The sequence below is a fragment of the Paraburkholderia kirstenboschensis genome (assembly GCF_032806925.1).
Lineage (GTDB): Bacteria > Pseudomonadota > Gammaproteobacteria > Burkholderiales > Burkholderiaceae > Paraburkholderia > Paraburkholderia kirstenboschensis.
This window is the reverse complement of the sequence record NZ_CP136511.1, coordinates 1,136,305-1,162,025: the sequence shown is the minus strand read 5'-3', so window position 1 is coordinate 1,162,025 and position 25,721 is coordinate 1,136,305. Positions and strand designations below refer to the sequence as shown.

At 59.5% G+C, this 25,721-nt stretch carries 20 protein-coding genes and 2 pseudogenes; 8 read left to right on the top strand and 14 right to left on the bottom strand.

The genetic code is table 11. The annotated features are described in order from the left end of the window. Nucleotide 1: 1 nt before the first annotated feature. From RW095_RS05775 to RW095_RS05735, 9 genes are all read right to left on the bottom strand, one after another. Nucleotides 2-964: a PfkB family carbohydrate kinase gene (locus RW095_RS05775; RefSeq protein WP_317015057.1), complete on the bottom strand. Its 963-nt coding sequence runs from the start codon at nucleotides 962-964 to the stop codon at nucleotides 2-4. After that, on the bottom strand, nucleotides 961-1,104 hold the full coding sequence (locus RW095_RS05770; protein ID WP_317015056.1) for a hypothetical protein: 144 nt from the start codon (nucleotides 1,102-1,104) through the stop codon (nucleotides 961-963). Before RW095_RS05770 ends, RW095_RS05775 begins: the two co-directional genes overlap by 4 nt. Before the next feature lie 33 nt (nucleotides 1,105-1,137). Then, nucleotides 1,138-1,914: a glutamine amidotransferase gene (locus RW095_RS05765; RefSeq protein WP_317015054.1), complete on the bottom strand. Its 777-nt coding sequence runs from the start codon at nucleotides 1,912-1,914 to the stop codon at nucleotides 1,138-1,140. Nucleotides 1,915-2,044: 130 nt separating this feature from the next. Continuing rightward, a complete protein-coding gene (locus RW095_RS05760) occupies nucleotides 2,045-3,127 on the bottom strand; it encodes a phosphotriesterase family protein (RefSeq protein ID WP_317015053.1) in 1,083 nt (360 codons plus the stop codon). A gap of 3 nt (nucleotides 3,128-3,130) precedes the next feature. Further along, nucleotides 3,131-4,138, bottom strand: coding sequence for an ABC transporter permease (locus tag RW095_RS05755; RefSeq protein WP_317015051.1), 1,008 nt, complete (start codon nucleotides 4,136-4,138; stop codon nucleotides 3,131-3,133). Nucleotides 4,139-4,140: 2 nt separating this feature from the next. Continuing rightward, nucleotides 4,141-4,929, bottom strand: a complete 789-nt coding sequence (locus RW095_RS05750) for an ATP-binding cassette domain-containing protein (protein WP_317015050.1) — start codon at nucleotides 4,927-4,929, stop codon at nucleotides 4,141-4,143. Nucleotides 4,930-4,979: 50 nt separating this feature from the next. After that, nucleotides 4,980-5,924 (bottom strand): substrate-binding domain-containing protein, encoded by a 945-nt coding sequence (locus RW095_RS05745; RefSeq protein WP_317015048.1) that lies wholly within the window; start codon nucleotides 5,922-5,924, stop codon nucleotides 4,980-4,982. A gap of 185 nt (nucleotides 5,925-6,109) precedes the next feature. Continuing rightward, the gene (locus tag RW095_RS05740) at nucleotides 6,110-7,171 is read right to left on the bottom strand and encodes a LacI family DNA-binding transcriptional regulator (RefSeq protein ID WP_317015047.1); all 1,062 of its coding nucleotides are present in this window, start codon (nucleotides 7,169-7,171) and stop codon (nucleotides 6,110-6,112) included. 1,095 nt (nucleotides 7,172-8,266) lie between these two features. Beyond that, on the bottom strand, nucleotides 8,267-8,512 hold the full coding sequence (locus RW095_RS05735) for a hypothetical protein (RefSeq protein ID WP_317015045.1): 246 nt from the start codon (nucleotides 8,510-8,512) through the stop codon (nucleotides 8,267-8,269). Nucleotides 8,513-9,529: 1,017 nt separating this feature from the next. Between RW095_RS05735 and RW095_RS05730 the strand changes: the two genes are divergently transcribed. Continuing rightward, nucleotides 9,530-10,777 carry an MFS transporter gene (locus RW095_RS05730; RefSeq protein ID WP_317015044.1) on the top strand — a complete coding sequence of 416 codons (1,248 nt, stop codon included), beginning with the start codon at nucleotides 9,530-9,532 and terminating at the stop codon, nucleotides 10,775-10,777. A 568-nt stretch (nucleotides 10,778-11,345) separates the two neighbouring features. Continuing rightward, nucleotides 11,346-11,468, top strand: a pseudogene (locus RW095_RS05725) (IS6 family transposase); the annotation flags it as partial. A gap of 638 nt (nucleotides 11,469-12,106) precedes the next feature. On the opposite strand, the gene RW095_RS05715 reads toward RW095_RS05725, so the two are convergent. Both RW095_RS05715 and RW095_RS05710 read right to left on the bottom strand, forming a co-directional pair. Next, nucleotides 12,107-12,880 carry an SDR family oxidoreductase gene (locus RW095_RS05715; RefSeq protein ID WP_317015042.1) on the bottom strand — a complete coding sequence of 258 codons (774 nt, stop codon included), beginning with the start codon at nucleotides 12,878-12,880 and terminating at the stop codon, nucleotides 12,107-12,109. 28 nt (nucleotides 12,881-12,908) lie between these two features. Then, complete coding sequence (locus tag RW095_RS05710) at nucleotides 12,909-13,076, bottom strand: hypothetical protein (RefSeq protein ID WP_317015041.1); 168 nt, start codon at nucleotides 13,074-13,076, stop codon at nucleotides 12,909-12,911. Between the two features lie 752 nt (nucleotides 13,077-13,828). On the opposite strand from RW095_RS05710, the gene RW095_RS05705 reads away from it, so the two are divergent. The 4 genes from RW095_RS05705 to RW095_RS05690 all read left to right on the top strand — a co-directional run bounded on the left by RW095_RS05705 (nucleotide 13,829) and on the right by RW095_RS05690 (nucleotide 18,019). Then, nucleotides 13,829-15,367, top strand: a complete 1,539-nt coding sequence (locus tag RW095_RS05705; protein ID WP_317016761.1) for a catalase — start codon at nucleotides 13,829-13,831, stop codon at nucleotides 15,365-15,367. Between the two features lie 91 nt (nucleotides 15,368-15,458). Continuing rightward, nucleotides 15,459-16,085, top strand: coding sequence for an ankyrin repeat domain-containing protein (locus tag RW095_RS05700; RefSeq protein WP_317015039.1), 627 nt, complete (start codon nucleotides 15,459-15,461; stop codon nucleotides 16,083-16,085). Nucleotides 16,086-16,366: 281 nt separating this feature from the next. Further along, nucleotides 16,367-17,098, top strand: coding sequence for a DUF4118 domain-containing protein (locus RW095_RS05695; RefSeq protein WP_317015038.1), 732 nt, complete (start codon nucleotides 16,367-16,369; stop codon nucleotides 17,096-17,098). Between the two features lie 36 nt (nucleotides 17,099-17,134). Beyond that, nucleotides 17,135-18,019: an alpha/beta hydrolase gene (locus RW095_RS05690; RefSeq protein ID WP_317015036.1), complete on the top strand. Its 885-nt coding sequence runs from the start codon at nucleotides 17,135-17,137 to the stop codon at nucleotides 18,017-18,019. Nucleotides 18,020-18,390: 371 nt separating this feature from the next. Here RW095_RS05690 and RW095_RS05685 read toward each other — a convergent pair. Next, nucleotides 18,391-19,208, bottom strand: a protein-coding gene (locus RW095_RS05685) for an IS5-like element ISRme6 family transposase (protein ID WP_317015035.1) whose coding sequence is annotated in 2 segments (ribosomal slippage) — nucleotides 18,391-18,860 and nucleotides 18,860-19,208 — 819 coding nt in all. Because the reading frame shifts where the segments join, the coding sequence is not laid out codon by codon here. Nucleotides 19,209-19,486: 278 nt separating this feature from the next. On the opposite strand from RW095_RS05685, the pseudogene RW095_RS05680 reads away from it, so the two are divergent. Then, nucleotides 19,487-20,382: pseudogene (locus RW095_RS05680) on the top strand (MlaA family lipoprotein); the annotation flags it as partial. A gap of 652 nt (nucleotides 20,383-21,034) precedes the next feature. Continuing rightward, entirely contained in the window at nucleotides 21,035-21,310 is a 276-nt protein-coding gene (locus RW095_RS05675) for an RNA-dependent RNA polymerase family protein (RefSeq protein WP_317015033.1), read from the top strand. A gap of 560 nt (nucleotides 21,311-21,870) precedes the next feature. Here RW095_RS05675 and RW095_RS05670 read toward each other — a convergent pair. Beyond that, nucleotides 21,871-23,022, bottom strand: a complete 1,152-nt coding sequence (locus RW095_RS05670; RefSeq protein ID WP_317015032.1) for a porin — start codon at nucleotides 23,020-23,022, stop codon at nucleotides 21,871-21,873. 1,049 nt (nucleotides 23,023-24,071) lie between these two features. Beyond that, nucleotides 24,072-25,418, bottom strand: coding sequence for a glutamyl-tRNA reductase (gene hemA / locus RW095_RS05665; protein WP_317015031.1), 1,347 nt, complete (start codon nucleotides 25,416-25,418; stop codon nucleotides 24,072-24,074). Nucleotides 25,419-25,721 lie beyond the last annotated feature (303 nt).

Here is a 25,721-nt window from a genome sequence, read left to right as displayed (position 1 = left end):
TTCAACGAGCCTGAGAGTAGGTGACTGACGAAAGAACACACTGCGGGACTGCCCCGTGCAGCAACCCGTGCATCGCGGCGCGCTCGGGAAAGCTCGCTTGCGCGCCGGGTCGGGCGACCGCGTAAGCGGCCACCGCCTGCGCCCAGCGTAACGCGTTTGGCATCGGCAGATTGAGCGCCAGCGCGGCGAGTAGCGTGCCGCAAAAGGCGTCGCCGGCGCCGACTGTATCGACGGCTTCAGCAGGCACTGCTGCGAGATGCCGGGTGCCGTGGTTACCACACCAAAGTACGCCGTCCGCGCCGAGCGTGACGCAGACGTCGTGCGCGCCGGCGCAATGCAGCGCGGCAGCGGCGAGCGCTGGGTCGTCCAGCGCGGTCAACGTGGCGGCTTCGACGCGATTGACCACGAGCACATCCAGGTCGGCCAGCAAGGGCATGCAATCGAAACGGACCGGCCCAGGATTGAGCAGCGTGCGGCACGCACGGAGCCGCGCGGTGCGCAGGACCTCCGCGGTGACATCGGCGCTCAGGTTGCCTTGTAGCGCGATCCAGTCGCCGTCGCGCGTAGCTTCATGCAACGCACAGCGGTCCGGGCGATAGTTGGCCGCCGCCAGGTTGCGCGTGACGATGGTGTTTTCGCCGGCGGCATCTACCGTGACGATGGACAGATCGGTCGGGCACGGCATGCGTAGCAAATGGCGCGTGTCAATGCCTTCGGCGTTCAGTTGCGCGATCAGCCGGTCGCCGTCCGCGTCTTCGCCGACAGCGGCAAACAGCAGCGTCGATGCCCCCGCGCGCGCCGCGGCCACGGCCTGGTTCGCACCCTTGCCGCCGAAGCCGGACGTGCTTTCCAGAGCAAGCGTGGTTTCGCCGGGCGACGGCAAGCGCGCGACGTTCAGGCTCAGATCGATCGCCGCATTTCCGACCACGCAGATGCGCGGCGTGGGACTGACGGCTGTGCTCATCGCCCCGCCCAATCGGTGAGGGCGCCGCGATACAGATCAACCGCTTCCAGCAGCCGATCCCACTGCTCGTCGCCGGGCGGGTTGACCGTGTCGGCGGCGACCAGCTTGCGAGTCAGTTCGGTAAGACCGGGTGCGTGCATGGTGGACCCTTGCTCCTCTTGCGTCTGAGGAGATTACTTCGCGGCCGACGTCAGCCAGTCCAGACAGTTCAGCCATAGCGTCGCATTGCCGTCCCAGTCCGAGAATTCCGGTGGCAGCCAGTGATGCGACATGTCGCTCGTCCAGGCCATCGTGCGGCCCTCGCCGTATTCTCCGGCAACGAGCAACGGATGCCCGGTGTCCGGCACTGTCGCAATCAGGGTCGCGCCCGGCTTCACTTGCACCTCGTTGTACCCCAGCAGATGCGGCCACGTGGTGCCGAGTCCGGCGACGATCGGATGCTGCGCGACGATCTGCGGCGTGAATCCTTCCGGCACTTCGCAGCGGTCGTCGTAGGGCAGGCAAGTGACTGGCAACACCTCTTCAACCGGCGTGCCGCGATACCGCGCGCTGCCGGCGATGCCCTGAAAACTCAAATAGCCACCCACCATCATCAAGCCGCGTCCCGCTTTCACATATTCGCGCAGTAGTTTCAGGCGGTTCGGCGTGCGCTGGCTTTTGGCCCACGTATCGGGGTGCAGCAGCAACGTATTGGCGCCGATGTCGGACAGGATGATCGCGTCGTACGCAAGCAGTCCTTCGAGCGTGACCGGAAACGCTTCCTGCGCTTCGTGACTCGGCATATGCGTGATCGCATAGCGGCTGTATTTCAGCGCATCGAGAAAGAGCTTTGCGCCGTTGTGATACGTCACCGTCGGAAACTGGTCGAAGCCTTTGATGTGCGTCGACGTGCTGGTCCAGCTTTCCCCCGCAAGCAATATCGACTTGGCCGATTGGGCGGATTGGGTCATGCGAAATCTCCTGTGAGGCGCGAGGATTGCCGTGTCGGCGGCAGTCCTCGCGGCGTTAAACCGGTTTACCGATTTTGCTTATGAGTCGAATGAGCGCTGCCGAGTTGTGCGACAAACATGTAGCTCGCGCTTAGCGTTGCCGCGCAAAGACCTTTGCCGGATTGGCGATCATCATGGTTTCGATCTGCGCATCCGTCACACCATGGCGTCGCAATCGCGGCACGAAGTACTTGAGGATGTAGCCGTAGCCGTAACCGCCGTAACGCGTCAGCATGGTCTTGAGAAACACGTCTTGTGACATCAGCACACGGTCGATAAAGCCGGCGTCGATCAGCGCCTTGATCGCACGCGCATTCTCTTCATCCGATGGCGATTGCGCTGCCTCGTCGGCGTAGAAGTAGTCCATGCCGATCATGTCATACTCGAGCCACGCGCCGCGCCGCGCGAGCGTGTGCTGATATTCCGTATCCATGTGACTTGGATTCATGTGGCAGAGGATGGTGTGACGCAGGTCCGCACCTTCCGCTTCAACGATATCCAGCACGCGGTGGCCATGGCGCACCCAGCCGGGCAGATGTACCGACAACGGCACGCGCGTCGCCGCGCTGGCCCGCGCCGCGGCCCGCAGCGATTTCTCTTCGTTGGCCGTGAAGGCCGCGGACACACCAATCTCGCCGATCAATCCTGCTATTACATCAGGCTTTTGATCCGCGCCGCCCACTTCGATAATCAGTTGTTCGGCTAGATCGTCGATGGATCGTTCGCTGACGTAGCGCGGATGCGTGGGCTCCAGATAGAAGCCGGTCGACATCACGATGTTCAGGCCGGTACGCCGGGCGATGACCTGCAGCGCTGCAGGATCGCGGCCAATGCCGAGATTGGTTGGGTCCACCACCGTCTCGCCGCCCAGCTCGCCAAAACGCATCAGCTCATCAATCGCGGTTTCGACATCGAACAGCTGGCAGTTGTCGCGGTTCATCAACGGATTCATGCGCAGCGCGCCGAGAATGCCAATATGCACTTTCTGTTCGCCGATATGACGGTCGCCGCAGCATGAGGGCGGCACCCACTTGCCGGAGGCATCTAGCAGGATGTGCTCGTGCATCAGCGTGACGCCCATCTTCTCGACCGGCAGGGGGCCGAGCACGGTCATCACATGGCCGGTGTCCACGCCAATCGGCAGCGGCGAAACATGACGGAAGATGGACGTCATCGCTCAAGCCTTTTTGCCGCGCCGCTGTGAAAAGATCCGCGTGTTCATCCAGATGGCGAGCAGCATGATCGCGCCTTGAATGATCTGCGTATAGAACGGCGATACGTGGATCAGGATCAGCCCGTTGCCGAGCACGGCAATCGTCAGCGCGCCGAGCAGCGTACCGAGAATCGTACCGCGTCCGCCGAACAGATTCGTGCTGCCGAGCACGACGGCGGCGATCACCGCGAGTTCGAAACCGACGCCCTGATTCGACGAACCGCTACCGAGCCGCGCCGTTGTAATGAGACCCGCGAGCCCCGCGGCCGCACCGCTGAGAATGTAGACCTTCAACGTCACGATCCGCACGTTGACACCCGCGCGGCGCGCACCTTCCGCGTTCGTGCCGATACCGACCACATAACGCCCGAACCGCATATGACGCAGCGTGAACCAGCCGGCGAACAGGATTACGGCGGAGATGATGGCGGGCATCGGCACGCCGAGAATATGACCACGCCCGAGTTGCACGAACCAGCCGTCGTTTTCGATCGGCACCGAATAGCCTTGCGTGATCAGCAACGCAAGACCGCGCACGACCGACAAGGTGCCGAGCGTCACGATAAACGCGGGCATGCCGGCCCACGCGATGAAGTAGCCGTTGATCGCTCCAATCAGCGCGCCGAGCAGGAGGCCGCCTATCAAGACGACACTCTCCGACATTCCCGCGTGGAGCGCAATGGCGGCGAGTGCGCCGACCAGCGCAAGCGTCGAGCCGATCGAAAGATCGATGCCAGCCGTGGTGATCACGATCGTCATCGCCGTCGCGACGATCAGCAACGGTGCGCTCTGGCGCAGCACGTTCAGCAGGTTGCCGGTGGTGAGGAAGGTATCGGTGGCGAAGCTGAAAGCGACGGCGCAGCAAACGAAGAACACCGCAATGCTGGCCACGCCCGCATTGCCGCCCAACAGATGTTGCAACGAGCGGCGCGGCGCTTTCTGGTCCTTTTCCTTGTGCATGGCGATTTCCACGACTAGTCCTCCGAGAGCGCGCGCGCCGAGCGCGCCTTGAATTTGCGTCCGACGATCAGATCGACGACTTCTTCCAGATTCGTTTCGCCAATCTTGCGATCCGCCACGTTCTGTCCTTCGTACATCACGCTGATCCGGTCGCAGACGAGGAACAGGTCCTGCAACCGATGGCTGATCAGAATGACGCTGACGCCGCGCTGGCTGATGGTCTGAACCAGTTCGAGCACCGCTTCGACTTCGGCCACGGCGAGCGCTGCAGTCGGTTCGTCCATGATCAACACCTTAGGATCGAACGACACAGCGCGTGAAATCGCAATCGCCTGACGCTGGCCGCCCGAGAGGTTTTCGACATCGAGATGCGTGTTCGGAATGCGGATGCCGAGACCATCCAGCATTTCGCGGGCGTCGTGATGCATCTTCGCGTGGTCGAGCATGGGAATGCCGAGCACGCGGCGCAGCGGCTCGCGGCCGAAGAACAGGTTGCCGGCCACATCCACCGTATCGCACAGCGACAGGTCCTGATAGACCATTTCGATGTGATGCGCGCGGGCGTCGCCGGGCTCCGTGAAATGCACGGGCTTGCCGTCGATTTCGATGCGACCTCCGTCGGGAATCACCGTACCCGCCAGCACCTTCGATACCGTGGATTTGCCCGCGCCGTTATCGCCGACGAGCCCCAGCACTTCGCCGGGCGCCACTTCCAGGTTCACGCCGCGCAACGATTGCACCGCGCCGTAACTCTTGATGATGTTCTCCATGCGTACGCGTGGAGGGATGGCAACGCTATTCATCTGCATGTCCTCGTCCGCCGCACCTGCTGCTCGATTAAGCCCGCTTGGACTTACTTGAAGATAGCCCGGTATTTGTCCACGTTCGCTTTCGTCACGATGGTGACCGGCACCGAGATATTCTTTTCGACTGGCTGTTTGGCGATCAGTTTGAGCGCGGCGCCAACTGCCGCCTTGCCTTCGCCTTCGGGGTCCTGCTGCACGACGGCGGTGACGAAGCCCGCGTCGATGCCCTTTATGGCCTGCGCGCTCAGGTCCCAGCCGACGATCTTCAGATGATCCGTCGTGCCCTGCGACAAAGCCGCTGCGACCAGACCGATCAGCGCGGGCTCGCCGGTCGCATAGACAATCTGCAGATTCGGATTGCCCGAGATCAGGTTTTCAGCTGCAGTTTGCGCCTGATCCTGCACGTTTTGGCCATCGACGGTGGACACGATTTTTGCACCGGGTGCCGTTGCGACACCTTCCTTGAAACCGTCCAGCCGCAGGTTCTGAATGAACGAATTCAGCGCGCCCACCACGCCGATCTGCGCCTTGCCGCCCAGATTCTTGTTGATGTAGTTCGCCGTGTACTTGCCGATATCCACGCCGACTTTCTTGTTGTCCACGCCCACCTGCACGGCGTTGTCGCCGTTCACGATGGCGTCGATGGTGACCACCGGAATACCGGCTTTCTTCGCTTCGCTGATGGCGGGCTTGATGCCGTTTACGTCGATCGCGACCACGAGAATCGCATCCACCTTCTGCTGGATATACGTCTCGATGGCGTTGTTCTGCGCGTTGGGGTCGTTGTTCGAGTTGTAGATCTCAAGGGTGACGCCGGCTGCTTTCGCGGCGGCCTGCGCGCCCTGGTCCATCTGTGTGAAGAAGAGTGCCTCCTGGTTGATCTGCACCAGTGCGATCTTCTTGTCCGCGGCGAACGCGCTGCCGCTGGAGCCGATGAGTGACAGCGCGAAGAGGGTGACGGCGAGCCGGCGCAAAGGATGTGGTGAGTTCATCGAAATCCCTTTTCTGAGTGAGCGGAGTGGCCCGTGGAATGGCGCCGTCCCGCGAGTGGAAAAGACTTTCAAAGGACGCAACCAGCATTGCGCCCGCCTTCTTGTAAACCGGTTTATTGAAGTTAAGTGGAGAGTATTGGGATGTCAACCGTTTCAATAAAGCCCAGGGTAAATACGAAAGGAGACTAAGTCGTGCGCGGCGGCGCGACCGACGCGCGTTCGATCAGCCGCACCGGCAGGCGATGTACCGGTGCACCGAGCGCCGCACCGGGAGCAAGGGCGGCTGCTGCGCCCGCGGCCTCGCGTTGATTGGCGGCGAGCATGGCCAGCAGAATGGCGACGCCCGCGCGGCCGAGTTCGCGCGCGGACTGCCGCAGCGTGGTGATGGGCGGCATCAGCAGACGGGCGAATTCCATGTCGTCGAAGCCGACGATCGACATGTCGCGCGGCACTTCAAACCCGCGGTCGCGCAGCGTCTCCAGCATGCCAACCGCAAGATAGTCGCTGCCGGCGAAGACGGCGGTGGGGGCGGTCTTGCGTGCAATCAGTTCGGCAGCGGCCACCTGGCCGAAGCGGCGGTCGTAGGCGCCGAACAGCACGAGTGACGCGTCGAACGGCAGGCCGGCCTCGTCGAGCGCACGCCGGTAGCCCGCCAGACGCTCCCGCACGGTGAAGAGCGTTTCCGGTCCGCTGACGTGCGCAATGCGGGTGTGGCCGGCGTCAATCAGATGTTTGGTGGCCAGATAGCCGCCTTCGGCGTTGTCGACGAATACCTTGGGCACATCGACGCCCGGTACGTCCTCGTCGATCAGCACGATGTTGCTGCGCTCGCCGATCAGCTTTTGCAGCGAGCCGTCGTCGGGGCGATTGGTGGCGAAGATCAGGCCGTCCAGATGCTGGGTGTCGAGCCAGCTCAGATAGAGCGCTTCGCGTTCGAGCTGGTTGCGCGTGATGCACAGCGACAGTCCGAAGCCGCCTTCGGAGGCGGCTTCCTCGACCGCGTCGGCGAGTTCCGCGAAGAACGGGTTGGCAACGTCCGGCATCGCGAGGCCGATGGTCTCGCTGCTGCCGATGCTCAGACGCCGCGCAAGACTGTTCTGCCGATAGTTGAGGGCGATCACGGCATCGTCGACGCGCTTCCTGGTTTCCGCCGGCAGCGTCAACGTACCGTTGAGGTAACGCGAGACCGTCGCCTTGGACACGTTGGCCAATTCGGCGACATCGCGGATCGTGGAGACTTTTGCCAAGTGAGGTTCCCGGAATTTTCGCGGCTAGTGTAACGTGCGGCGAAAAAAAATGGCCCGATCGCATCGTCAGGAATCTTCAGAAAGTCCGGACTGCGGTCGTCGAGTTCAAGGATGGTTACAATCACCACTGGCGTCTCGAAAAACCGGGCTTCAGTTACCCCATGAAGCCCGTCAGGCAGCCACCCTGAAAGAGGCCGCCTGCGTTGCAAAACCGTGTCCAGACAATCCGAGCCGGTACAGCCGTAGCGAGACGTGTATCGTGAGTATCTGGAGTGTGCCGCAATACTGGCTGGAAGATGGGCTCGCAGCCGCTGGTACGGCAGTTCGTCAGCGGCTCGCGTTCGGTCGAACGCCGCCACCACACTGACGGCTGGGTCCGCACCAGCGGAGACCGCATGGTGGGTCAGTACATCCGTTATGAGCGCCGCAACCTGTCAGATGGCCATCCGTTGCCACTTGTCAATAGAGAACCAGAATCATCATGTGCGCCATGTGGCCTTGCGAGAGGATCACTGCTCGACGCGAACCAAGCCCGGAATTCTGGCGCGCCTGCGCTCCATCGCCCTGAACTGCATGCGGGCTACATCAGGCCGAAGCATCACCATCGAGCGGCACCGCAACGCGCTGAACTTTGAACATTTGCGACGCTGCCTCTGCGGAGCCACGAGAAATTAACAGCCCTGGCTTGGCGTTGCAGTTGCCGCGCTCTTTTACCACAGTAAGCCGCCCGACGCGCCACTTACTGACCGGGAAGAGAAGGTTCTCGCCCACGATTGGGCGGCGTACCAGGCGAAGTCTGCAGATAAGCCGAAAGCCTGTAAAACGAAAGAGGCCTATCGTGCGTGGCGGCGCCTATGCGCCGCGCGCGACCCGGCGGAAAGCGCAAGATCCGGCTGCACAATTAGATGACCGCAAGCCCATAAGCGGCCTGTCACCTTCGACGTCCTTGCCCGCCACATAACGAGTCACTTAGGTGAATCCATGTAGCGCCTGAAAATGGCAAAGCGCGGCGGCGCATCGCCTCCGGCCTGGCGTCCCATCGTCTCCAGATGGGACAGCTCGCCGCTAATGCGACGGGTGCGGCCCTTGGATGCGCTATTGCACGCCGGCTGAGCGGATTGCAGCCAATGGCTCCTGCCAATCGAACCCTTCAAGCAGTACCGCAAGCTGCACCTGGGACAGCAGCGGGCTTCCGGCATCCGTTGATTCGATTGCGCTGTTCGGCGCCGGCTCGATTGCATTCACGCCGCTGCGATGCGATGTGACGGCCTGAACGATGGCAACAACGCCAGTCAGTGTAGTAACGGCCAAGGCGGTACGGGTAGTGATGTAACGCGACATGTTCAATCTCCATTTGAATGCGGGGATAACGACCTTGCTTGCGCGCGCCTCAAGAGGATAAAGAGTAAAAGCTTATCATCAGCTTAATAACTGATTACACGGCGCGCGGTTGCGTTGCGACGCCTCGACAGGGGCAAACGGCGGCGGCGACGTCGGAGATCAATGGGTCTCTAACAGTTCGATGAGCCCCAGCGCATGGCCCAGCCTTTGCTTTTGGCTCGGCCCAACGCGGTCTCAGGGTTCTGGGGGAGTCGAATCTGACTTACGTTTGCAAGGCAACTCAGTACAGTAGGGCTTGGATATAGACCCGAGCTGTAATTCAGGGGGACGAATGGATGAGGACCCAAAAGGGTTGTGTCGCAGTAAGGCTCGCGGACGAAAGACGATCGATGTGAGAAGTACTGCTTAAGTTGCGAGTTCATTCAAAGACTGGCGCGCTCGCGTGGGAGCGCGGCCAAGTGTCGCGGCTGCCTCAGCCTAAGTTCGAAACGATCAGGACGCCACGCTTTCGTTGGGGCTTGAGGCCATTCACTGCCGTCATTGATGGTGAAAGCGGCAGTTCTCTCGAACTGCTCGTCGGTTGCCAGGCGAACAAGCTGTGTCGATGGTTGACTTGTTAATGGACCGACGACCACTGCTGGCGAACGCTTTAGCGTTCTGATGACTACTTTTTGAAGCGCTCTCCAATCCAGCACGACAGTCGAAGAGGTGATATGGTGTCGTCCCTTTTAGCGGCGGGCGATCGATATGTGTGTGAGCCGGGCAGTACAAACGACGTTGAGTACGCCCGCGACCGGCCGGTTGTAAGAGGCGCACGCTTCGCAGGTTATCGTCACAAACATCATTTATCGTTGAGCGTCGTGAAAACTCGGAGAACGTCGCCTGTTCATCGATGAACAACGGCCCCGAAAACAGGGCTTTTTCTTTGATGTGATTTCCCCCCAAACGACTGGACCTACGGCGCCGCGGCGCCCGTCCCAACATTCGATCACCCATACGCAGACAGAAAACAGAATCATGATGATGGAACAGAATCAGCCGGCGAGTAACGATCCGCCGGAAAGCGGCGACTCGTCCCCTTTGCGCGCGTGGCTTGCAGTGGGATCGGTGACGATCGGCGCATTTGCGTTTGTCACAACGGAGTTTTTGCCCGTTGGTCTGCTGCCGCAGATTGCCCGGGATCTCGGAGTCACGCCCGGCACTGCTGGGCTGATGGTGACCATTCCTGGCGTTATCGCCGCTCTTTCTGCGCCGGGGATGATGCTGGGTGCCGGACGCATTGACCGGCGCCGGATCCTGCTGATGCTGTCGGTATTGCTACTGGCGTCCAATCTGATATCGGCCTTCGCATCCAATTTTGCGTTCATGCTGCTGGGTCGCGCGATACTCGGCGCGAGTCTGGGCGGATTCTGGACACTTGCGCTGGCGGCTGCTGGACGGCTGGTACGGTCACACGATGCCGCAAAGGCGACAGCGGCAATCCTCACCGGGGTCACATGCGCAACGGTGATCGGAGTACCGCTCGGCACCTTCATCGCCGGCTTGGCGTCTTGGCGCACGTCGTTCATGGCGACCGGCGTGCTGGTGGCCGTCGCGCTCGCCGCGCAGGCCTTCCTGATTCCTTCGCTGCCGTCGACGGCAGCGTTGCGGATGGCGGATCTGGTCACGCTATGCCGACGCGCTCTTCCGCGTAGAAGTTTGCTGATGGTCGCCCTGATCTTCGGCGCTCACTTCTCGTCCTACACGTACGTTGCGCCGTTCCTGCTGCAAAACGCCAGCTTCAGCATGTCCAGCATTACCTTGCTGCTGCTCGGGTTCGGCTTCGTGGGGTTCGTTTCCAACTTCGCTTTCTCAGCGATCGTTACGCGCAAGCTGAAGGCGTCACTGGTGATGGTCGTGTCACTGCTCATGTTCGCATTACTGGCGATGCCGCTGCTGCGGCATTCCGAGCCTGCGGTGATGGTTGCCATACTCGTGTGGGGCGTTGCGTTCGGCGCCATTCCGCTATGTCTTAGCGTGTGGATGCAACTCGCAACGCCTGATCTGCCCGAGGCGGGGTCCGCGCTGTTCGTTGGCATCATCCAGGTCGCGATCGCTGTCGGCTCCTCGATAGGTGGCACCGTGGTCGACCGGGTCGGCATTTCCGCCGATTTCTGGTTCGGCGGCGTGCTGGCGCTCCTGGGGCTGGCGGCAATCGCCAGTTTCGGCGCGACCGAAAAGATTTTCGCCAGTGCGGAGCTCACGGGGCAGGTGCGACCGGAATAGTGCGCAGATCAACGTACGCACAGACTTGACCACCAGTGACTGCGCCGCAATGGCCTCGCGTGCGCAGATGTTCCGTGCAAGGCCGTTGAGGCTGAGCAGACCCGGATGGCCGCCGAGGGGGATCCCGGAGGGCTCTGTCGCGCTAAGGCGATGAGGTAAACTTCGGCGACCGAAATTGAGACGACCACGATGGCCATGACGGGCAAGACGCCCCGTAAGACCTTAGCCATCGCTCGATATACAGCAGAAGCCAATCCACCTTGATGTGCTTGCGTACCGCCTTGAGCAGGACGTCATGATGATCTGATCGAACGCCGCCTTGATGTCAAACTCAACAACCCAGTCATACTGCCAGCAACGCTTGCGCGTCACCGCAATCGCCTGTTTTGCCGATTTTCCCGGCCTGGATCCATAAAAATCTGGTAATGCGATTCGACATTAATCTTCCGTGTCAGATGTAAGGCGGTAAATCCTGCGACTCATCTTTGAAAACGTTTTCTGGGCTTCACGGAAAGATCCGGACGTGATTGATTGGATCCCGCGAGTGCGCGTGGCACGCTCAGAACGCTTCGCGCATCGCCTAAAAGCGGTTTGCCGAAAGCCGGATACCACCTGGCATATGGACGAAGTGTTTGTTACGCTGCGCGGCGAGTCTTATTTGCTGTGCGGAGCAGTCGATCAGCACGGCGCTTAACTCGATATCCTGTTGGTCGGAATAGTCGGCGCGATCCCGTTCGTGAAGATCCACGCGTTTCCCGCTGCGGTCCGTTTTTTGTGAATCTCGTTCTCGTACAACGTCGCGTAAGCACTCTTCGGCGGACTGACGCGGATCATCGTTTCGCTGCTTCTGAAGAACAGCACAATGGTGCCCGCGATCTATGTCGCAACCTTGTGCAGCGTGGCCTTCATCGTCGTGACCCTTGCGCAGGACCGCCGCACTTTGCCTTGACGGCAAAATCAAGGCGAGCACGACCATTGACTTCCTGCTTGCAGCCAAGCGCGACAAGGCCGCTGCCCGACGCTTCTCGCTAACAGCCGCTCGGCGGTTCTAATCTTTGCTTTCATAAGCAGTACATTACAAATCGCTTCTGCGCGAACCGCCTTACTGCGACGGAATCAAGCAGTATGGCCATAGAGTTCATTTCTCGAGCTATCGCAGACTCACACGACTCGCATTTTTCGTCTTACATGCTATCGTGCCTCCGACCACCTCTTTACATGGGGCCGAGGACCTCGCCATGCAAGCCACTAACGAGTCCTCGCGTCCAGCACGTCTAATAGTGGACGATGCCTCACGAACTCACATGTGGCACCGGGATCAGCGGTCGCTCAAGCGACGTCTGAGGTTGACCCGGACAGGGCTTCCGTCATTTGCGCATTAAAGCTATGGACGACGGCTTGTTCGCCGGGGCCGGGGTTCGCTCGCAGCGGCCTGGCACCTTCAACCAGAACCTCATCCGCATCGGTACCGAGGACAGCGATCGTTTCGGCGATGAACGCGTCAAGCGGCATCGCCAGTTCGGCTTCGCGGCTGTTGATGAGGTCCGTGCGCACCCACGGCGGTGCAATCTCGAGCACGCGAACCTTCGTATCCCGCAACATCAAGCGCTGCGAGAGGATGTACGAATGGAGTGCCGCCTTGGTCGACGAGTACACCGCGGCCGCGGCCAACGGCACGAAAGCAAGCACCGAGCTCGTATAGGCCACCACAGCGTCATTCTGCGTCTTGAGGTGATCGATTAGCGCTGACGTCATGCGAATCGGCCCCATGAGGTTGGTCGTAATGGTGGACACCATCAGCGCATCGTCGATCCGGCCGCCGACCTGGTCCAGCAGCATGATGCCTGCATTGTTGATCAGAGCGTTGAGTTCGGGATAGTCCGCGATCAACTGCGCCGCCACCCGGTCGATGCTGGCCGGATCGGTGATGTCGAGTTCGATCGCAGCCATCCCGGGGTTCGCCGCAATCACCTCGTCGAGATGGCCGCGCCGGCGGCCGGCGATGATAACCTTGTTGCCGCGCCCGTGCAGCGCCTCGGCAAGCCCGCGGCCGATGCCCGAACCGCCTCCCGTGATGAAGATCGTGTTTCCGGTGAGTTTCATAGTCGTATCCTTGTTGGTGCATCCGTGGTCAGGCAGGAAACAGGTCGCCGAACATCGGCAGGCCACTAACGGATTGGGCCGTGGTCGCTTCGTCCTGAAGGACATCGCAGTGATTGGCGAGGTTGCCGTCTTGGAAGCGGTCGATGTCGGTTGCGATCCACGCGGCGGGTCTGCCGTTTTCACTAGGAAATAGCACGAGGCGCCAAGTTCCAATACGTTTGAGAAAAACTGTATTGCCGATCGGAAGCGGGCCGAAGTCTTTACTGCGGGAAAAGCATTTGAAGTGCGTAAAAAGCGCCCAGTTCCGGTGCTGCCGCAGACTGTGACATCAGTCTTGAACTATCGCGTCCGTCGACCGCTTTCTAAACGATCAAGACAGCTGCCGGTTTTTCGTCTCACGCTCGGCAAGTTGACAACACCCGGTCGAGAGCCTGCCTCTTCGCATGAGCCTCGATGGAAGTGACGGGTCAAACAAATTTCTTTGACGACCATCTCGAACGTGACCGAACTGTAATGTTGACGCCATGCAGTCATCAGAATCACGCATCTAGACTCCTTGTGGTATATCGCCATAACGAAGAGATTGGTTTGCGTCTCCTGTTCGACACGGCAATAGTGTCTATGAAAAAACTAGGAACTTTCAGAGTCTGCCGGTCAGACCACGGCTACCGTCAGGCGTGGCCGACGGTTATCCAGTGGGATGCCTCTCCTCTGAGGTTGCTGTGGCATGAAGGATCCGTGTCATTTGGTACGGGTGCCGTTGAATCACCGTTTTGTAAGTTAGGATACCGAATGTGCTTATCGCTGACAAATCTGTCATGTACGCATGCCTGGTCCATGACTATCGCGTTCATTAAGAATGGCGATTGGACCGCTCAAGGGCATCGACATAGCATGCACCGCCCGATTAGCGATGTCTTGAGTAGTAACCGATCCCCCGGAGCCAATATGCAAAATGTATCGAGAGTATTTAAAAGAACGCTTCTGTCCGTTGTCTTGAGCGCCACGACGTTGCCGCCTGTCTTTGCAGCCAACCTGACCCGCGACAATGGATCTCCTGTTGGAGACAATCAGAATTCGGAAACAGCGGGCCCGGAAGGTCCCGTGCTACTGCAGGATTCGCATCTGGTTGAAAAGCTGCAGCGTTTCGATCGCGAGCGCATTCCAGAACGTGTCGTGCATGCGCGAGGCACAGGTGCCTTTGGCGACTTCGTTCCAAGTGCCGATCTATCCGACCTGACAACGGCGCAGGTCTTCTCGCCAGGCAGTAAAACGCCGGTATTCGTGCGGTTTTCAACGGTGATGGGCTACCGCGGATCTCCCGAACAAGCGCGCGATCCCCGCGGTTTCGCCATCAAGTTCTACACCGGCCAAGGCAATTGGGACATGGTCGGCATCAACTGGCCGATCTTCTTCATCCGCGACGCGATCAAGTTCCCCGACTTCGTCCACGCTAACAAACCCGGCGCGGTCACCGGGGTTCAGGACCCCAATCTGGCCTTTGATTTCTTTGCGCATACGCCTGAAGCGACGAATATGCTCACGCATCTTTATAGCGACGACGGCATGCCCGATTCTTACAGGCATATGGACGGATTTGGAGTGCATGCCTTTAAGTTCGTGAATGCGAAGGGCGAGGTGCACTACGTCAAGTTCCACTGGGTCAGCGATCAGGGCAAGAAGGACTTGCGTCCCGGTGAAATCGCCGCATCCATCGGCTCGGACTGGAATCTGATGACCAACGATCTCTACGGCGCGATCCGTAAGCAAGATTTCCCGAAGTGGGATCTGTACATCCAGGTTCTCAAGCCGTCCGATCTGAACAAGTTTTCTTACGATGGGCTTGACGACACCAAGGAATGGCTCGGCGTACCTGAGCGCAAGATCGGCACCATGACGCTGAACCGCGTGCCCGACAACTACTTCGAGTCCACCGAAGAGTCCGCGTTTGCGCCGTCCCGACTGGTTCCCGGCATTGAACCGTCGGAAGACCGGATGCTCCAGGGCCGTCTGTTTGCGTACGCCGATACGCAAATGTACCGGTTGGGTGCGAACTACAATTCGCTTCCGATCAACCGGCCGCTGATTGACGTCCACAGCAACAATCAGGACGGAAGAATGAACGCGAGCGGTCGTACCGGCGACGTCAACTATGAGCCGTCGGGGATTAGCGAGCTAAGTCAGGACCCGAAATACAAGTACGTGCAGACGCCGTTGTCCGGCACAACGCAACAGATCGCGATCCACAAGAAGCAGAACTTCCGGCAAGCGGGTCAGTATTTCGAAAGTCTTACCGAGCAAGGCAAGGGCGATCTCGTCACCGCGCTGTCCGGCGACTTGAGCCATGTCACGAACGAAGACAACAAGTACACGATGCTGTCTTACTTCAACAAGGCCGATCCCGACCTGGGCGCGCGTCTGATCCGTGCGCTGAACGCGGACGGCTCGAAGGTGAAGACATTGTCGGCGAAGCTGTCTGACGAGTAATTTCAGGCAAGCTTGATTCGCCTTTAGTCGTCACCGCTTACAAGAGGCACGCCGCTAAACCAGCGTGCCTCGTCTCACGGAAACATCTGGTATGAGGGATCTCGGAAACTTTGGCTTTGCATGGCGTTCCATCGCTAGCGTGGCTGCATGTGCAGTGGTTTTGGCAGGATGCGGATCGGAAGTCACGACTGCTCCTGCTCTGCATCTGGACGCGAGCCAGCACGTCGCCGCGCATCAATACGACAAGGAATGGTTCAACGCTGCACGAGAGGGGAGATGGGACATTCTCGATGCGTTGCTCAAGGCGGGCTACCCAATTGAAAGCGTCAATTCGAGCGGCTACACGGCGCTCATTCTTGCTGCCTATGACAATCATCCCGATACGCTCGACAAGCTGATGGCCGCCGGCGCCAATGCGTGCGCAGCCGACCATAACGGCAATACGGCTTTGATGGGCGTCATTTACAAAGGCCAACTGGACATAGCAAGGACGCTCTTGCAAGCGCGCTGCGATGTTAACGCAACCAATAACGCGGGCGAAACCGCACTTGCTTTCGCCGCGCTTTTTGGACGCTTTGGCTTGTTCGATGACCTGATCGCGCATGGCGCGGACCCGGATCATGCGGACGCGCGGGGAAACACTGCCCTCGCGACCGTTCAAGCGCAAGGCAATCTGGCGGCGATGGAAGCGCTTAGAAAAGTCGGTGCGACGCACTGATTTACTTGTCACGAATGTCAGACATGTCGCTTTTGTCTGTCTGCTCAATCTCAAGTGCGCGACCTGGTCAGTCTCGCAGTACTGGCGAGCTGCGAACTTAAACCTGTCGACGTATCGGTTCCGTCAACACTGGACGCGCTCTCCGCCCAGCGGATATTAGCTCGTTTCATGGACCGTAATAGCCGGCTATCACTCTGCTTTGGCTCTCCTCGATATGGGGGCCAGACGTGTCCTCGCCCTCTCAACCGCCGAATGCAAGGCATCAAATCAAACGACCCTATATGAAAGTTCGTAATGCAAGCCGCTGGGCTCCGCGGGGTCTCGAGGGCTGGTATTTTGCGGTATTCGCACTCGTCATCGCAAGTGAAGTTCGGTTGGTGCTGCACCCGCTGCTAGGACCAATCATGCCTGGAACGGCATACTTCATCGCCGCCGCGTTGATCGAATATTTCTTCGGAATGGCGCCTGCGCTCGCCGTCATGACAGTTGGCCTTGCGATCGCCGACTTCATGTTTGTGCCCCCGTACCAGCAGATAGGAGTATTGGATCAGTCCGACGTTGCGCTGATCGTATCGCTTCCGGTGGTTAGCATGCTGGTGATTTGCCTGATAGAGAGGTTGCGACGTTCTGAATATCGCGCCGAACTCATCGCCCTAGTGGCGCAGTCGCGCTATGAAATGCTCTTGCGGGCGGATAATGAACGCGCGATCGCCAGTCGCGCTGCAGATAAAACTCATCGGCCGATACGGAATCTTCCTCGCTATCACGATGACATTATCCCGACTCAGGCGCGCGTTCACCAGGCAGTGCGCTGCCATGGCGAGAGTGACCCCGCTTCCGCACCAAAAACGAAACGAGCGGAGACTGCGCCGGGGATGCCCCATGAGCATGTCCATTCGAACGATACCAGCCGCCTCTCATCCACACTCGTGCCTAGTAGCAGCCATCGCACTCGCATCGACGTGGGCGTAGGACAGTACAAGCTGATCGACAGCGTGGCGAATAGACTTTGACGCACGCCGGCGAGTTTCTAGTGAGCGAAGTGAGGATTGAAATTGTTAAACACGAAGTCACAGTTCAACGCAAGTGGGGATCACGCGGTGCTCCTGGTCCATGGTCTTTCGAGTTCGCCGCTCGAGATGCGGTTTCTAGCTCGCGCTTTGGCGCGCAGTGGCTTCGCAACCTATGCGCCAGTGTTCGACGGCTATAGTGCCGGATCGCCGGAAAGAAGGATGGAGCAGTGGCTTGCAGCGGCCGTCGGCAGATTCGACGAACTTTCCCAACGATATCGACGCGTGTCGGTGTGCGGCCTCTCGATCGGGGCGACTTTGGCGCTCGCGCTCGTCAAGCAGCGACCCTCGGCTCAGGCGGTCATTCTCTTGTCCGTCACGTTAGCTTACGACGGCTGGGCTATCCCGTGGTATCAATTCCTGCTAGGTCTGGCCTATTACACGCCGATGCGAGGAAGGTGGCGATATCGCGAAGAATCGCCTTTCGGGCTCAAGAACGAAGCGCTTCGCGCGAAAATTGCTCGCGCGATGCAAAGCAACGCGATCAGCGAGATTGGTCCTTCCACCATATCGCTGTCGGCGCTTCATGAAGCGTCCCGGCTCGCGAAAAGCGTGCGCAGGTTCCTGGGCGATATTAAGACCGATTGCCTCACGATTCACGCCATAGATGATGAAACCGCGAGTGCCAACAACGCGAGATTCGTCAGCGCGCACATTGGGGCATCGTTCGTGCGTTCTATATATCTCGACGACTCGTATCACATGATCATCTCCGACAACGAGCGCGAAATTGTAGCGGGCGAAGTCAGCCTGTTTCTGCGCGATAGCGAAGCGGCAGAAGGCGGCGTGGCTGGAGAAGGCACGCCGATCGTCTCCAAAGCGCTCGCAAGGCGTTTGCGACAAATTGCCAAGCCAGGTGGATGAAGTACCGCTAAATGTCAAAGCGGACGGCAGGATCGGCAGGCGTCAGGGGGACGGCCTGCAACTCGAGCCCTACGTGTACTTCCTGCATGAACTCACCGAATTGTCGCAGCACGCACCGAATGCCAATGTCTCGAAGCTGCTGCCGTTCAACTTCGCGAAACTCCCGGCTCGGGCGCGAAGCCCCGCTTGATCGTGCCGGCGCAATTGCGCGGACATGGTCGATCGATGCGCTGTGGTCAGGTTGATAACGAATCACTTGGTTGCGAATGACCAAGGGTACAAGGTGACAATCTCCAAGCCGCTTACCGATTTCCGGTCTGGAGTGACACGGTCGATCCGGGCCGCATGAATGAATTTCTTTAGAGGCCAGTTCAAAAAGGCTGCTCCGTACGCCTGAAGATGTTCCAGCAGACGAGGGCGCAGCCGAATTTCAAGAATGCTTCGTGAATGTCAGCTCGACGATCGAAGCGTATGCGAAGACGACGGAAGTTGTGGAGCCACGAGTGAGTCCGTTCAACGACCCAACGGAATTTGCCCAGACCACTGCCATGTTCAGTGCGGCGCCTTGCGATCACCGGTTTGATGCCGCGTTCGCGCAATCGTTGACGATGCGGATCGGAATCGTAACCACGATCGGCATAGATGACCTTGGGTCTCTGAAGTGGTCGGCCGCGCGCGCCGCGGATCGGGGGAATCGCGTCGACGAGCGGCAGCAACTGGGTGACGTCGTTGCGGTTCGCGCCGGTCAGGATGGCGCTGATGGGAACGCCATTGGCGTCTACGAGGATGTGGTGCTTGGAACCGGGTCGCGAGCGATCCGTGGGGTTCGGGCCAGTTTTTCGCCCGCCCCAACAGCGCGTACCGACGAGGAATCGACAGCAGCGTATGAAAGATCGATCTGCCCGGCCTCGCGCAACTTGTCGAGCAGCAGTTCGTGCAGTCGATCCCATACTCCTGCATTGCGCCAGTCGTTCAGTCGTCGCCAGCAGGTCGCGCCGGAGCCAAAGCCCAATACGGTCGGCAGGTGGTTCCATCGCAGACCGGTTTTCAACACGAACAGGATGCCATTCAACGCCGCCCGATCCGATACGCGTGGGCGACCAGGATGCTCTTTGCGCCGAGGCTTGGGCGGCGGCAGTAACGGTTCGATCAGTATCCACAATTCGTCATCAATGATCGGCGCTTCCATCCCTTGGGTTCCCTTGTTCAGACATCCAAGGTTAACAGTTTGCCGAGAAAGTAAACAGCCCCCTCAGGGGTTTTTGAACTGGCCTCTTAGGAACAGATCGTGAAATTTCCCGAGCCATATTACTGGGTGCACCCACGCTTCAAACATCGTCCGCTAGACATGCCGGCGGTGTATTGAATGTTACGCATTGTCAGAGATCTAGCCTCAAGCGAGTGTCCCGGCGAAATGAGAAAAACAGTAACGACAACGATACGCGCCACAGGGATGGCAGTGGCGGCAGCACTGGTCTCGCGGGCTGTGCGACGGTACAGACGCCGACCATGGGTGATCCACTGGAAGGGCTCAATCGTACTGTCTTCACGTTCAACGACAAGGTCGACCGGTACGCCTTGAAGCCGGTCGCTCAGGCGTATGTACGGGCGCTGCCGCAGCCGGTGCAGGACAGCGTTACCAACTTTTTTTCTAACATCGGCGACGTGTACACGGCTGCCAACGATCTGCTGCAGTTGAAAATTACCGATGGCGTCGAGGATGTCATGGTGTCGGCGGCCTGTTCGACGTCGCGACGCTCGCGAGACTGCCAAAGCACACGGCCGACTTTGGGTTGACGCTCGGTCATTATGGCGTGCCGCCGGGGCCGTATCTCGTTCTTCCGCTGCTCGGTCCGAGCACCGTGCGTGACACTGCGGGGATGCTCGTCGAGTTCGAAGCGGATCTGACAACGTACATCCAGCCGATCTGGGTCCGGACGACACTTTATGGCGTGCGGATCGTTAGCGAGCGCGCATCGCTGCTCGGTGCGGAGAATCTCCTGGCGGGTGCTACCCTCGACAAGTATTCGTTCGTACGAGACGCGTATCTGCAGCGTCGCCAGTATCTGATCTCCGACGGCAATCCACCTCGGCCGGCCTACGACGACTCGGGCCCCGATACAGGCCCGGACAGCATAAGCACGCCGGCGTCCGGAGCGGCCGGACAGTCCAGCACAGCCCCCGCGCCCGCTGCTGCAAACGCACCTGGGGCCGCCTCCAACGCTGCTGGGTCGACTGTGCCCAGGTGGTCTACAGATGATGCCGCCGGGGCGTTATTACAGTTTGCCGAACCGGCTGCCGAGGTAAGTGGTATTCGCGCCGGTGAACCGGGCAACGTACACCCGCTTCAACGCAAATCGTGAGTTGCGATACATACGTAGTGAGGCAATGAAAGATATGGGGATGATTTTCTCTATTAAAGAAGCACGTGATGTGCTACGCGACATCTAGCGAGCACAGCCGAGCTAAAAAGACGAGATACATGATGAACAGTAAGTTCTCTGTCGACGCGCATTTCTGCACTCACAATGGACCCTACAACCTCAGTGAGGTCGCCGGCGTTATGAATGGAATCGCAGCCAAGTCCGACCACGTGCCAAGCGGAGTTGCGCCGCTTGAGCCTCCAGGACGCGCTGCGCGCGCTTAGTGCCCAGTTGGTCGACCAGGCGGCCTACCTGCGGCTGGCGGAAACGTTTACGGCATTCGTGGGGCGTTTGCGTAGGAGCTCAAGCCCGCGGTGATTGAATTTCGGTCGGAACGCGGGCTAGTCCTATCGCCAGAGAAGACCAAAATAACGCATATCGTCCCAAGCGTACCGCGCATGAAGCGGTGCATCGGGTGGCGACGGCGATTGTTCAGTGCAAGACCGGCGTCAGGTGGCGCGTCGGGTCAACGGCGACGACGTAATGCATGTGCTGAAGCTGATGCTGACGGCGTCGGGCAAACAAGGCGTTCGGCAAGTCGGGGTGCTTTCACCATTGCTCAGTAAACATCTATCTCACTGACGTAGACCGTGTGCCCGAGCGGGCGAAAGAAGCCGCGCGCAACGGGAAGTACACCTACGTCGGGTATGCCCGATTCGCTGACGATCTGGTGGTGCTGATCGATGCCCATCCGCCCCATGCGTGGCTGCTGAGGGCGGTGACCAGGCGACTTCAGGAAAAATTCGCCAAACTGCAGGTTGAGGTCAATAAAGACAAGAGCCGCACCGGGTTGTATGAGGAACTGAAGCTGGTCAACGGCTATCGTGTTCGTCGTGCTGCCCCACCGAAAGCGCGCCCAGCGAGATAGCTCCCATAAATCTTGACATGAAGCACACAGGAGAGCGTAGTGCCGCAAATCGGCCCGGTCCGTTCGACGTGGCAGGAGCTAAGCACGTGACCATGGTTGCCGGATGCGGGGCATCGCGAAAGCGGTGGAATCACCACCGGCGCCTACCGGTGTGCGCGCCAGTTCTCGACCCTACCTGAGGAGGCTGGGCGCGGGTGATCGCGCTCAGCTACCCGACAACCTTCGCCACTACTGCAACAGCTGATCTGCCGCTCGAGATCTTTGTTCCACCGTCGGCGCATCGCGCCACGATCCCCTCGTCTGCGCCGTACAAGAATCTTCGCGCCATTTCATATTGCACGACATCACGAAGACGAATCGGCCCTGCGGGAAAATCGAATAGCATGATGAGTAAATTTAAGGAAACTCCTGAGGGCCAGCGGGAGGGCGACAGGACCGAAAGCCCACGACACGGAGAGAACAGCGCGCAAACGCACGCGACCGCGCGCCGACCTGCGACCGGTGCGCGGTTGTGGTTGCTTTCCTGACTAGCGGCTCGATCAGGAAATGGCGGATTCACCTCAGAAGCGATGGCGCATGCCGATCGTCACCGCCGTCTGGTTAGCGGTGGACGACGGCGACAGCGTATTGATCGCGGCCACGTTCGCACCCAGCGATCCCAACTGACCCGAGGCGTGCTGGTACACACCTTCCAGGTACACATCCGTGCGCTTGCTCAAAGCGTAGTCGCCTTGCAGCGAGGCCGTCTGCCACTTAGGATCGCCCGCTCCGTTGGACCCGGTGACCTTGCCGTCGGTAAACGTGTAGGCGGCCGCGAGGCTCAGCGCCGGCGTCAATGCGTAACGGCCGTTGAGTTCATAATTGTCCATATGAAGGTTCGTGCCACCGATGCCGCCGATGACCGTCCCGCCGACGTTTATGCCTTGTACGTTGTCCAGCTGCGTGTGGGTATACACGAAGCCGACGGTCGCCGCGCCGTACGTGTAGTTCGCGCCGGCGCCGTAAGTGCGCTGCAGGGCCGCGACGATGTTTGCGTCGCCGTTGCCCAACGAGACCGCGCCACCGGTGTTATTGCTGCCGGAATTGTTCAGTTGCAGATACGAGGCCGCGACATTCAACGGACCGTTCTGGTATGAAGCGCCCGCGCTCCATGCTCGGTTGTTCGAGAACTGACCGGCCGCATTGCTGAAGCCATACAAGCCGCCGAACTGGATGCCGTTGTAATTCGCGCTGGTGTACTTTACCGAATTCTTAACCGAGAAAGTACCGTCGAGATTGTCATTATCGAACGGGTGCGCGGCCAGATTGTTGCCATAGCCGTAGCCTGCGGCCGAAATCGGTGCGAGATAGTCGACCATCGAATCATATTGGCGACCCAGCGTGATCTGGCCATATTGATCGCTCTTCAGGCCGACATAAGCCTGACGGTTGAACATCGTGCCGTTTTCTTTGAATGCGCCATTGTTGAGGTTGAAGCCGCTTTCCAACGTGAAAATCGCATGCAGGCCACCACCGAGGTCTTCATTGCCGCGCACGCCGAACAACGTATTCGACAGGGACCCGCTTCCCTGCTGAAAGTTGCTATGGCCCAACTGATTATTCGAGTAGACCAGCCCTGCGTCCAGCCTGCCGTAGAGGGTCACGCTGCTTTGAGCTTGCGCCGAGACCGCAAACGCGCCCAGCAATGAGGCGGCAAAAAGCGTTTTCTTCATGTTCTTCTCCAGATTGCATGGTGAAACAAAACAGACCGCGCGGTTGGCGATGCTGGGCATGGCGCCGATGGCCGCGGCGAAACACTCTGATAATTGAGCGCGAAGTGTACCCGGCGGGTAATCGTGATGACACGCGAATTGCGTAAAGAGTCTTTTCCGATGTGCGCAATGACGAATCATTTCAAGCCGCGAGCGTTAAAAGGGTATTGTCAACTGGTGTGCCGCGTTCGGACCACCGGCGTTAGTTAGTATTGCGAAGGGACATGTCGGGAGTACTGCACCGTCGAAATGCACGTCACGCGTTCCCACGTCTCGAAGGGCTGGGTGCGTAGCGCCGGCTTTTGCTTTGCATCGGTGCGTTAACGGCAATGCATGACAGGTAGAGTTAGGAGAAGTTCAACTTCACTCTCTTTGAACGAAGCGCGTGCTCAAGGCCTCCAGAGACGATGAGCTGATTTCATTCTGCGCAACTGGCCGTGCCCCCAAGCTGACGCGCACATGACAACATTGTCACGTTGCGCTCCCACACCTTCAACTGGTTACGGGTCTTTGCAAGCGGCAAAGCGGGTTGAAACGGCCATGGTGCATGGATTAGCGTCGCCCCACTGGAATCGGCTGGAATCCCCATGCGTTGAAGGTCGAAATGGCCCAAAGCCGATTGTAGCGAAAGTCTGAACGAGATTGAGCGCCGAGGGGTTCGAGCAATTTGTCTGGCCGCATCGGCTTGTACGTGGAGCCTGTACAGACCGGGACGGTGCGAGTCAACGACGCGGTCAGATCGGTTTCATAACTGCGCACAAGAGCTGACTTGACGCATCTGAGAGGCGTGGATGGCTCTGATTCCGGTGAGCGGGAGGCACACATTGTGTTCCATTCGCCGGCTTGCGCTGGGTTCGTGTTGCGGTGCGATCACCGTCACGGATAACGGATTGGCCCATGAAAACAGTGCAAGTATTTCAATGCACTGCGGGAGAAAATCTTCGCTTCGTCCACGAATCGCATGATCGTGATTGACACCAGACGTTCTTTTTGACGAGGGTTGCGCGCCGTTAGAACTCGGACGAGGCTGAGTGCCGATAGCACCCGGACAACAGAGTGGCGAGGTGGTCCCGGTCGCCGCCGCAAGCACGCGTGAGCGCATGTGTCGGACCGTGGATGAATTTATTGGTGAGCGCCTGCGACAGAGCTTCGAGCACCGCGGCAGGGTCGTCGCCGCGAGCGAGCATTTTCTGCGCTCGCCCGAGTTCGACGCGCCGCAGCGCGTCGGCCCGCGTGTGCATATGGCGGATCACCGGCACCACGCTGCGCTGCTCGAGCCAGTGCATAAACCCTTGAACGCGCGTCTCGATGATCGCTTCCGCTTGGGCCGCTGCGGCCTGACGCATCGCGGAGCCTTCGCGCACAATGGTGCTGAGATCATCGACCGTGTAAAGGAACACGTCTTCGAGCCGCCCGGCTTCCGGTTCGATGTCGCGCGGCACTGCGAGGTCGAGCATGAAAATCGGCCGGTGCTTGCGCGCCTTGATTGCGCGCTCGACCGCTCCGAGGCCGATGATCGGCAACGACGACGCGGTGCACGACACCACGATGTCGAACTCGTGCAGCCGCTCGGGCAGGTCCGCAAGTGGAATCGCCTGACCGCCGAAGCGTTTGGCGAGCTTGCTGCCGCGCTCAAGGGTGCGGTTCGCCACTACCAGAGCGCGCGGCGTCTGCGCCGAAAAATGCGTGGCGCACAGTTCGATCATCTCGCCCGCGCCGATGAACAATACGCGCTGGCTAGAGATCTTATCGAAGATGCGCTGCGCTAGCCGCACCGCGGCTGCCGCCATCGATACGGAATGGACGCCGACGTCCGTCTGGCCGCGCACCTCCTTTGCGGCCGAGAAGGTACGCTGGAACATCTGGTTCAGATATGTACCCATCGCGCCGACTTCGGACGCGGTGCGCACGGCCTCCTTCATCTGGCCAAGAATCTGCGTTTCACCGAGCGCCATCGAGTCGAGGCCCGACGCCACGCGCATCGCGTGTCGCACCGCCTCCGACTGTGGAAGCGTGTAGACATGCGGCGCCAGTTCGTCAGCATCAATGCCGTGATAGGCGGAGAGCCACGCAATCGCACGCTCAGGCGCGGCGCGGTCATCAGTCGCGCAGTAAATTTCGGTGCGATTGCAGGTCGACAGAATCGCCGCTTCAGACAGCGCGTCGCCGCTGAACGGGAGCCTATCCATCGCCGACGTGGTATGCGCCGCACCACCGCGCGGACTGTTATTGTGCCTATGCCACGCGGCTTTCAGTGTCTGCAGGGCGGGCCGGATCTGTTCGAGCGAGAACGCCACTCGTTCGCGCAAGGCAACCGGCGCGGTATGGTGATTAATTCCGATCGAGAGCAGTTGCATGTTAGGACGATGAGTCGCAAAAAGACCGGTCTCCAATACTATTGTTTGCGACACATGGTTGCAAATGGGTTGTCTCTACAGATCCGATAGCGGCGGTGAGTCGTTTGCGGTTTATCAAAGCCCGCTATCACGGCCTCGCGAAGAAACATCACCTTCCCCGTACTGGCGTTGAGCAACATCTACAAGAGCCCCGACCGGCACCGAAAGACCCGCTCCCAGGTCCTTCGGCGCCTGGAAATCGAACCGGTCGGGTTCACCGATCTCCCAATCAGGAATTCAGCGGCAACGTTTCTGCGAAAACGG

Excerpts from the sequence above, each read along its gene's own strand:
- RW095_RS05775 (WP_317015057.1), bottom strand. The coding sequence starts at position 964 with ATGAGCACAGCCGTCAGTCCCACGCCGCGCATCTGCGTGGTCGGAAAT.
- RW095_RS05770 (WP_317015056.1), bottom strand. The coding sequence starts at position 1,104 with ATGCACGCACCCGGTCTTACCGAACTGACTCGCAAGCTGGTCGCCGCC.
- RW095_RS05765 (WP_317015054.1), bottom strand. The coding sequence starts at position 1,914 with ATGACCCAATCCGCCCAATCGGCCAAGTCGATATTGCTTGCGGGGGAA.
- RW095_RS05760 (WP_317015053.1), bottom strand. The coding sequence starts at position 3,127 with ATGACGTCCATCTTCCGTCATGTTTCGCCGCTGCCGATTGGCGTGGAC.
- RW095_RS05750 (WP_317015050.1), bottom strand. The coding sequence starts at position 4,929 with ATGAATAGCGTTGCCATCCCTCCACGCGTACGCATGGAGAACATCATC.
- RW095_RS05745 (WP_317015048.1), bottom strand. The coding sequence starts at position 5,924 with ATGAACTCACCACATCCTTTGCGCCGGCTCGCCGTCACCCTCTTCGCG.
- RW095_RS05735 (WP_317015045.1), bottom strand. The coding sequence starts at position 8,512 with ATGTCGCGTTACATCACTACCCGTACCGCCTTGGCCGTTACTACACTG.
- RW095_RS05730 (WP_317015044.1), top strand. The coding sequence starts at position 9,530 with ATGATGATGGAACAGAATCAGCCGGCGAGTAACGATCCGCCGGAAAGC.
- RW095_RS05715 (WP_317015042.1), bottom strand. The coding sequence starts at position 12,880 with ATGAAACTCACCGGAAACACGATCTTCATCACGGGAGGCGGTTCGGGC.
- RW095_RS05705 (WP_317016761.1), top strand. The coding sequence starts at position 13,829 with ATGCAAAATGTATCGAGAGTATTTAAAAGAACGCTTCTGTCCGTTGTC.
- RW095_RS05700 (WP_317015039.1), top strand. The coding sequence starts at position 15,459 with ATGAGGGATCTCGGAAACTTTGGCTTTGCATGGCGTTCCATCGCTAGC.
- RW095_RS05695 (WP_317015038.1), top strand. The coding sequence starts at position 16,367 with ATGAAAGTTCGTAATGCAAGCCGCTGGGCTCCGCGGGGTCTCGAGGGC.
- RW095_RS05670 (WP_317015032.1), bottom strand. The coding sequence starts at position 23,022 with ATGAAGAAAACGCTTTTTGCCGCCTCATTGCTGGGCGCGTTTGCGGTC.
- hemA (WP_317015031.1), bottom strand. The coding sequence starts at position 25,418 with ATGCAACTGCTCTCGATCGGAATTAATCACCATACCGCGCCGGTTGCC.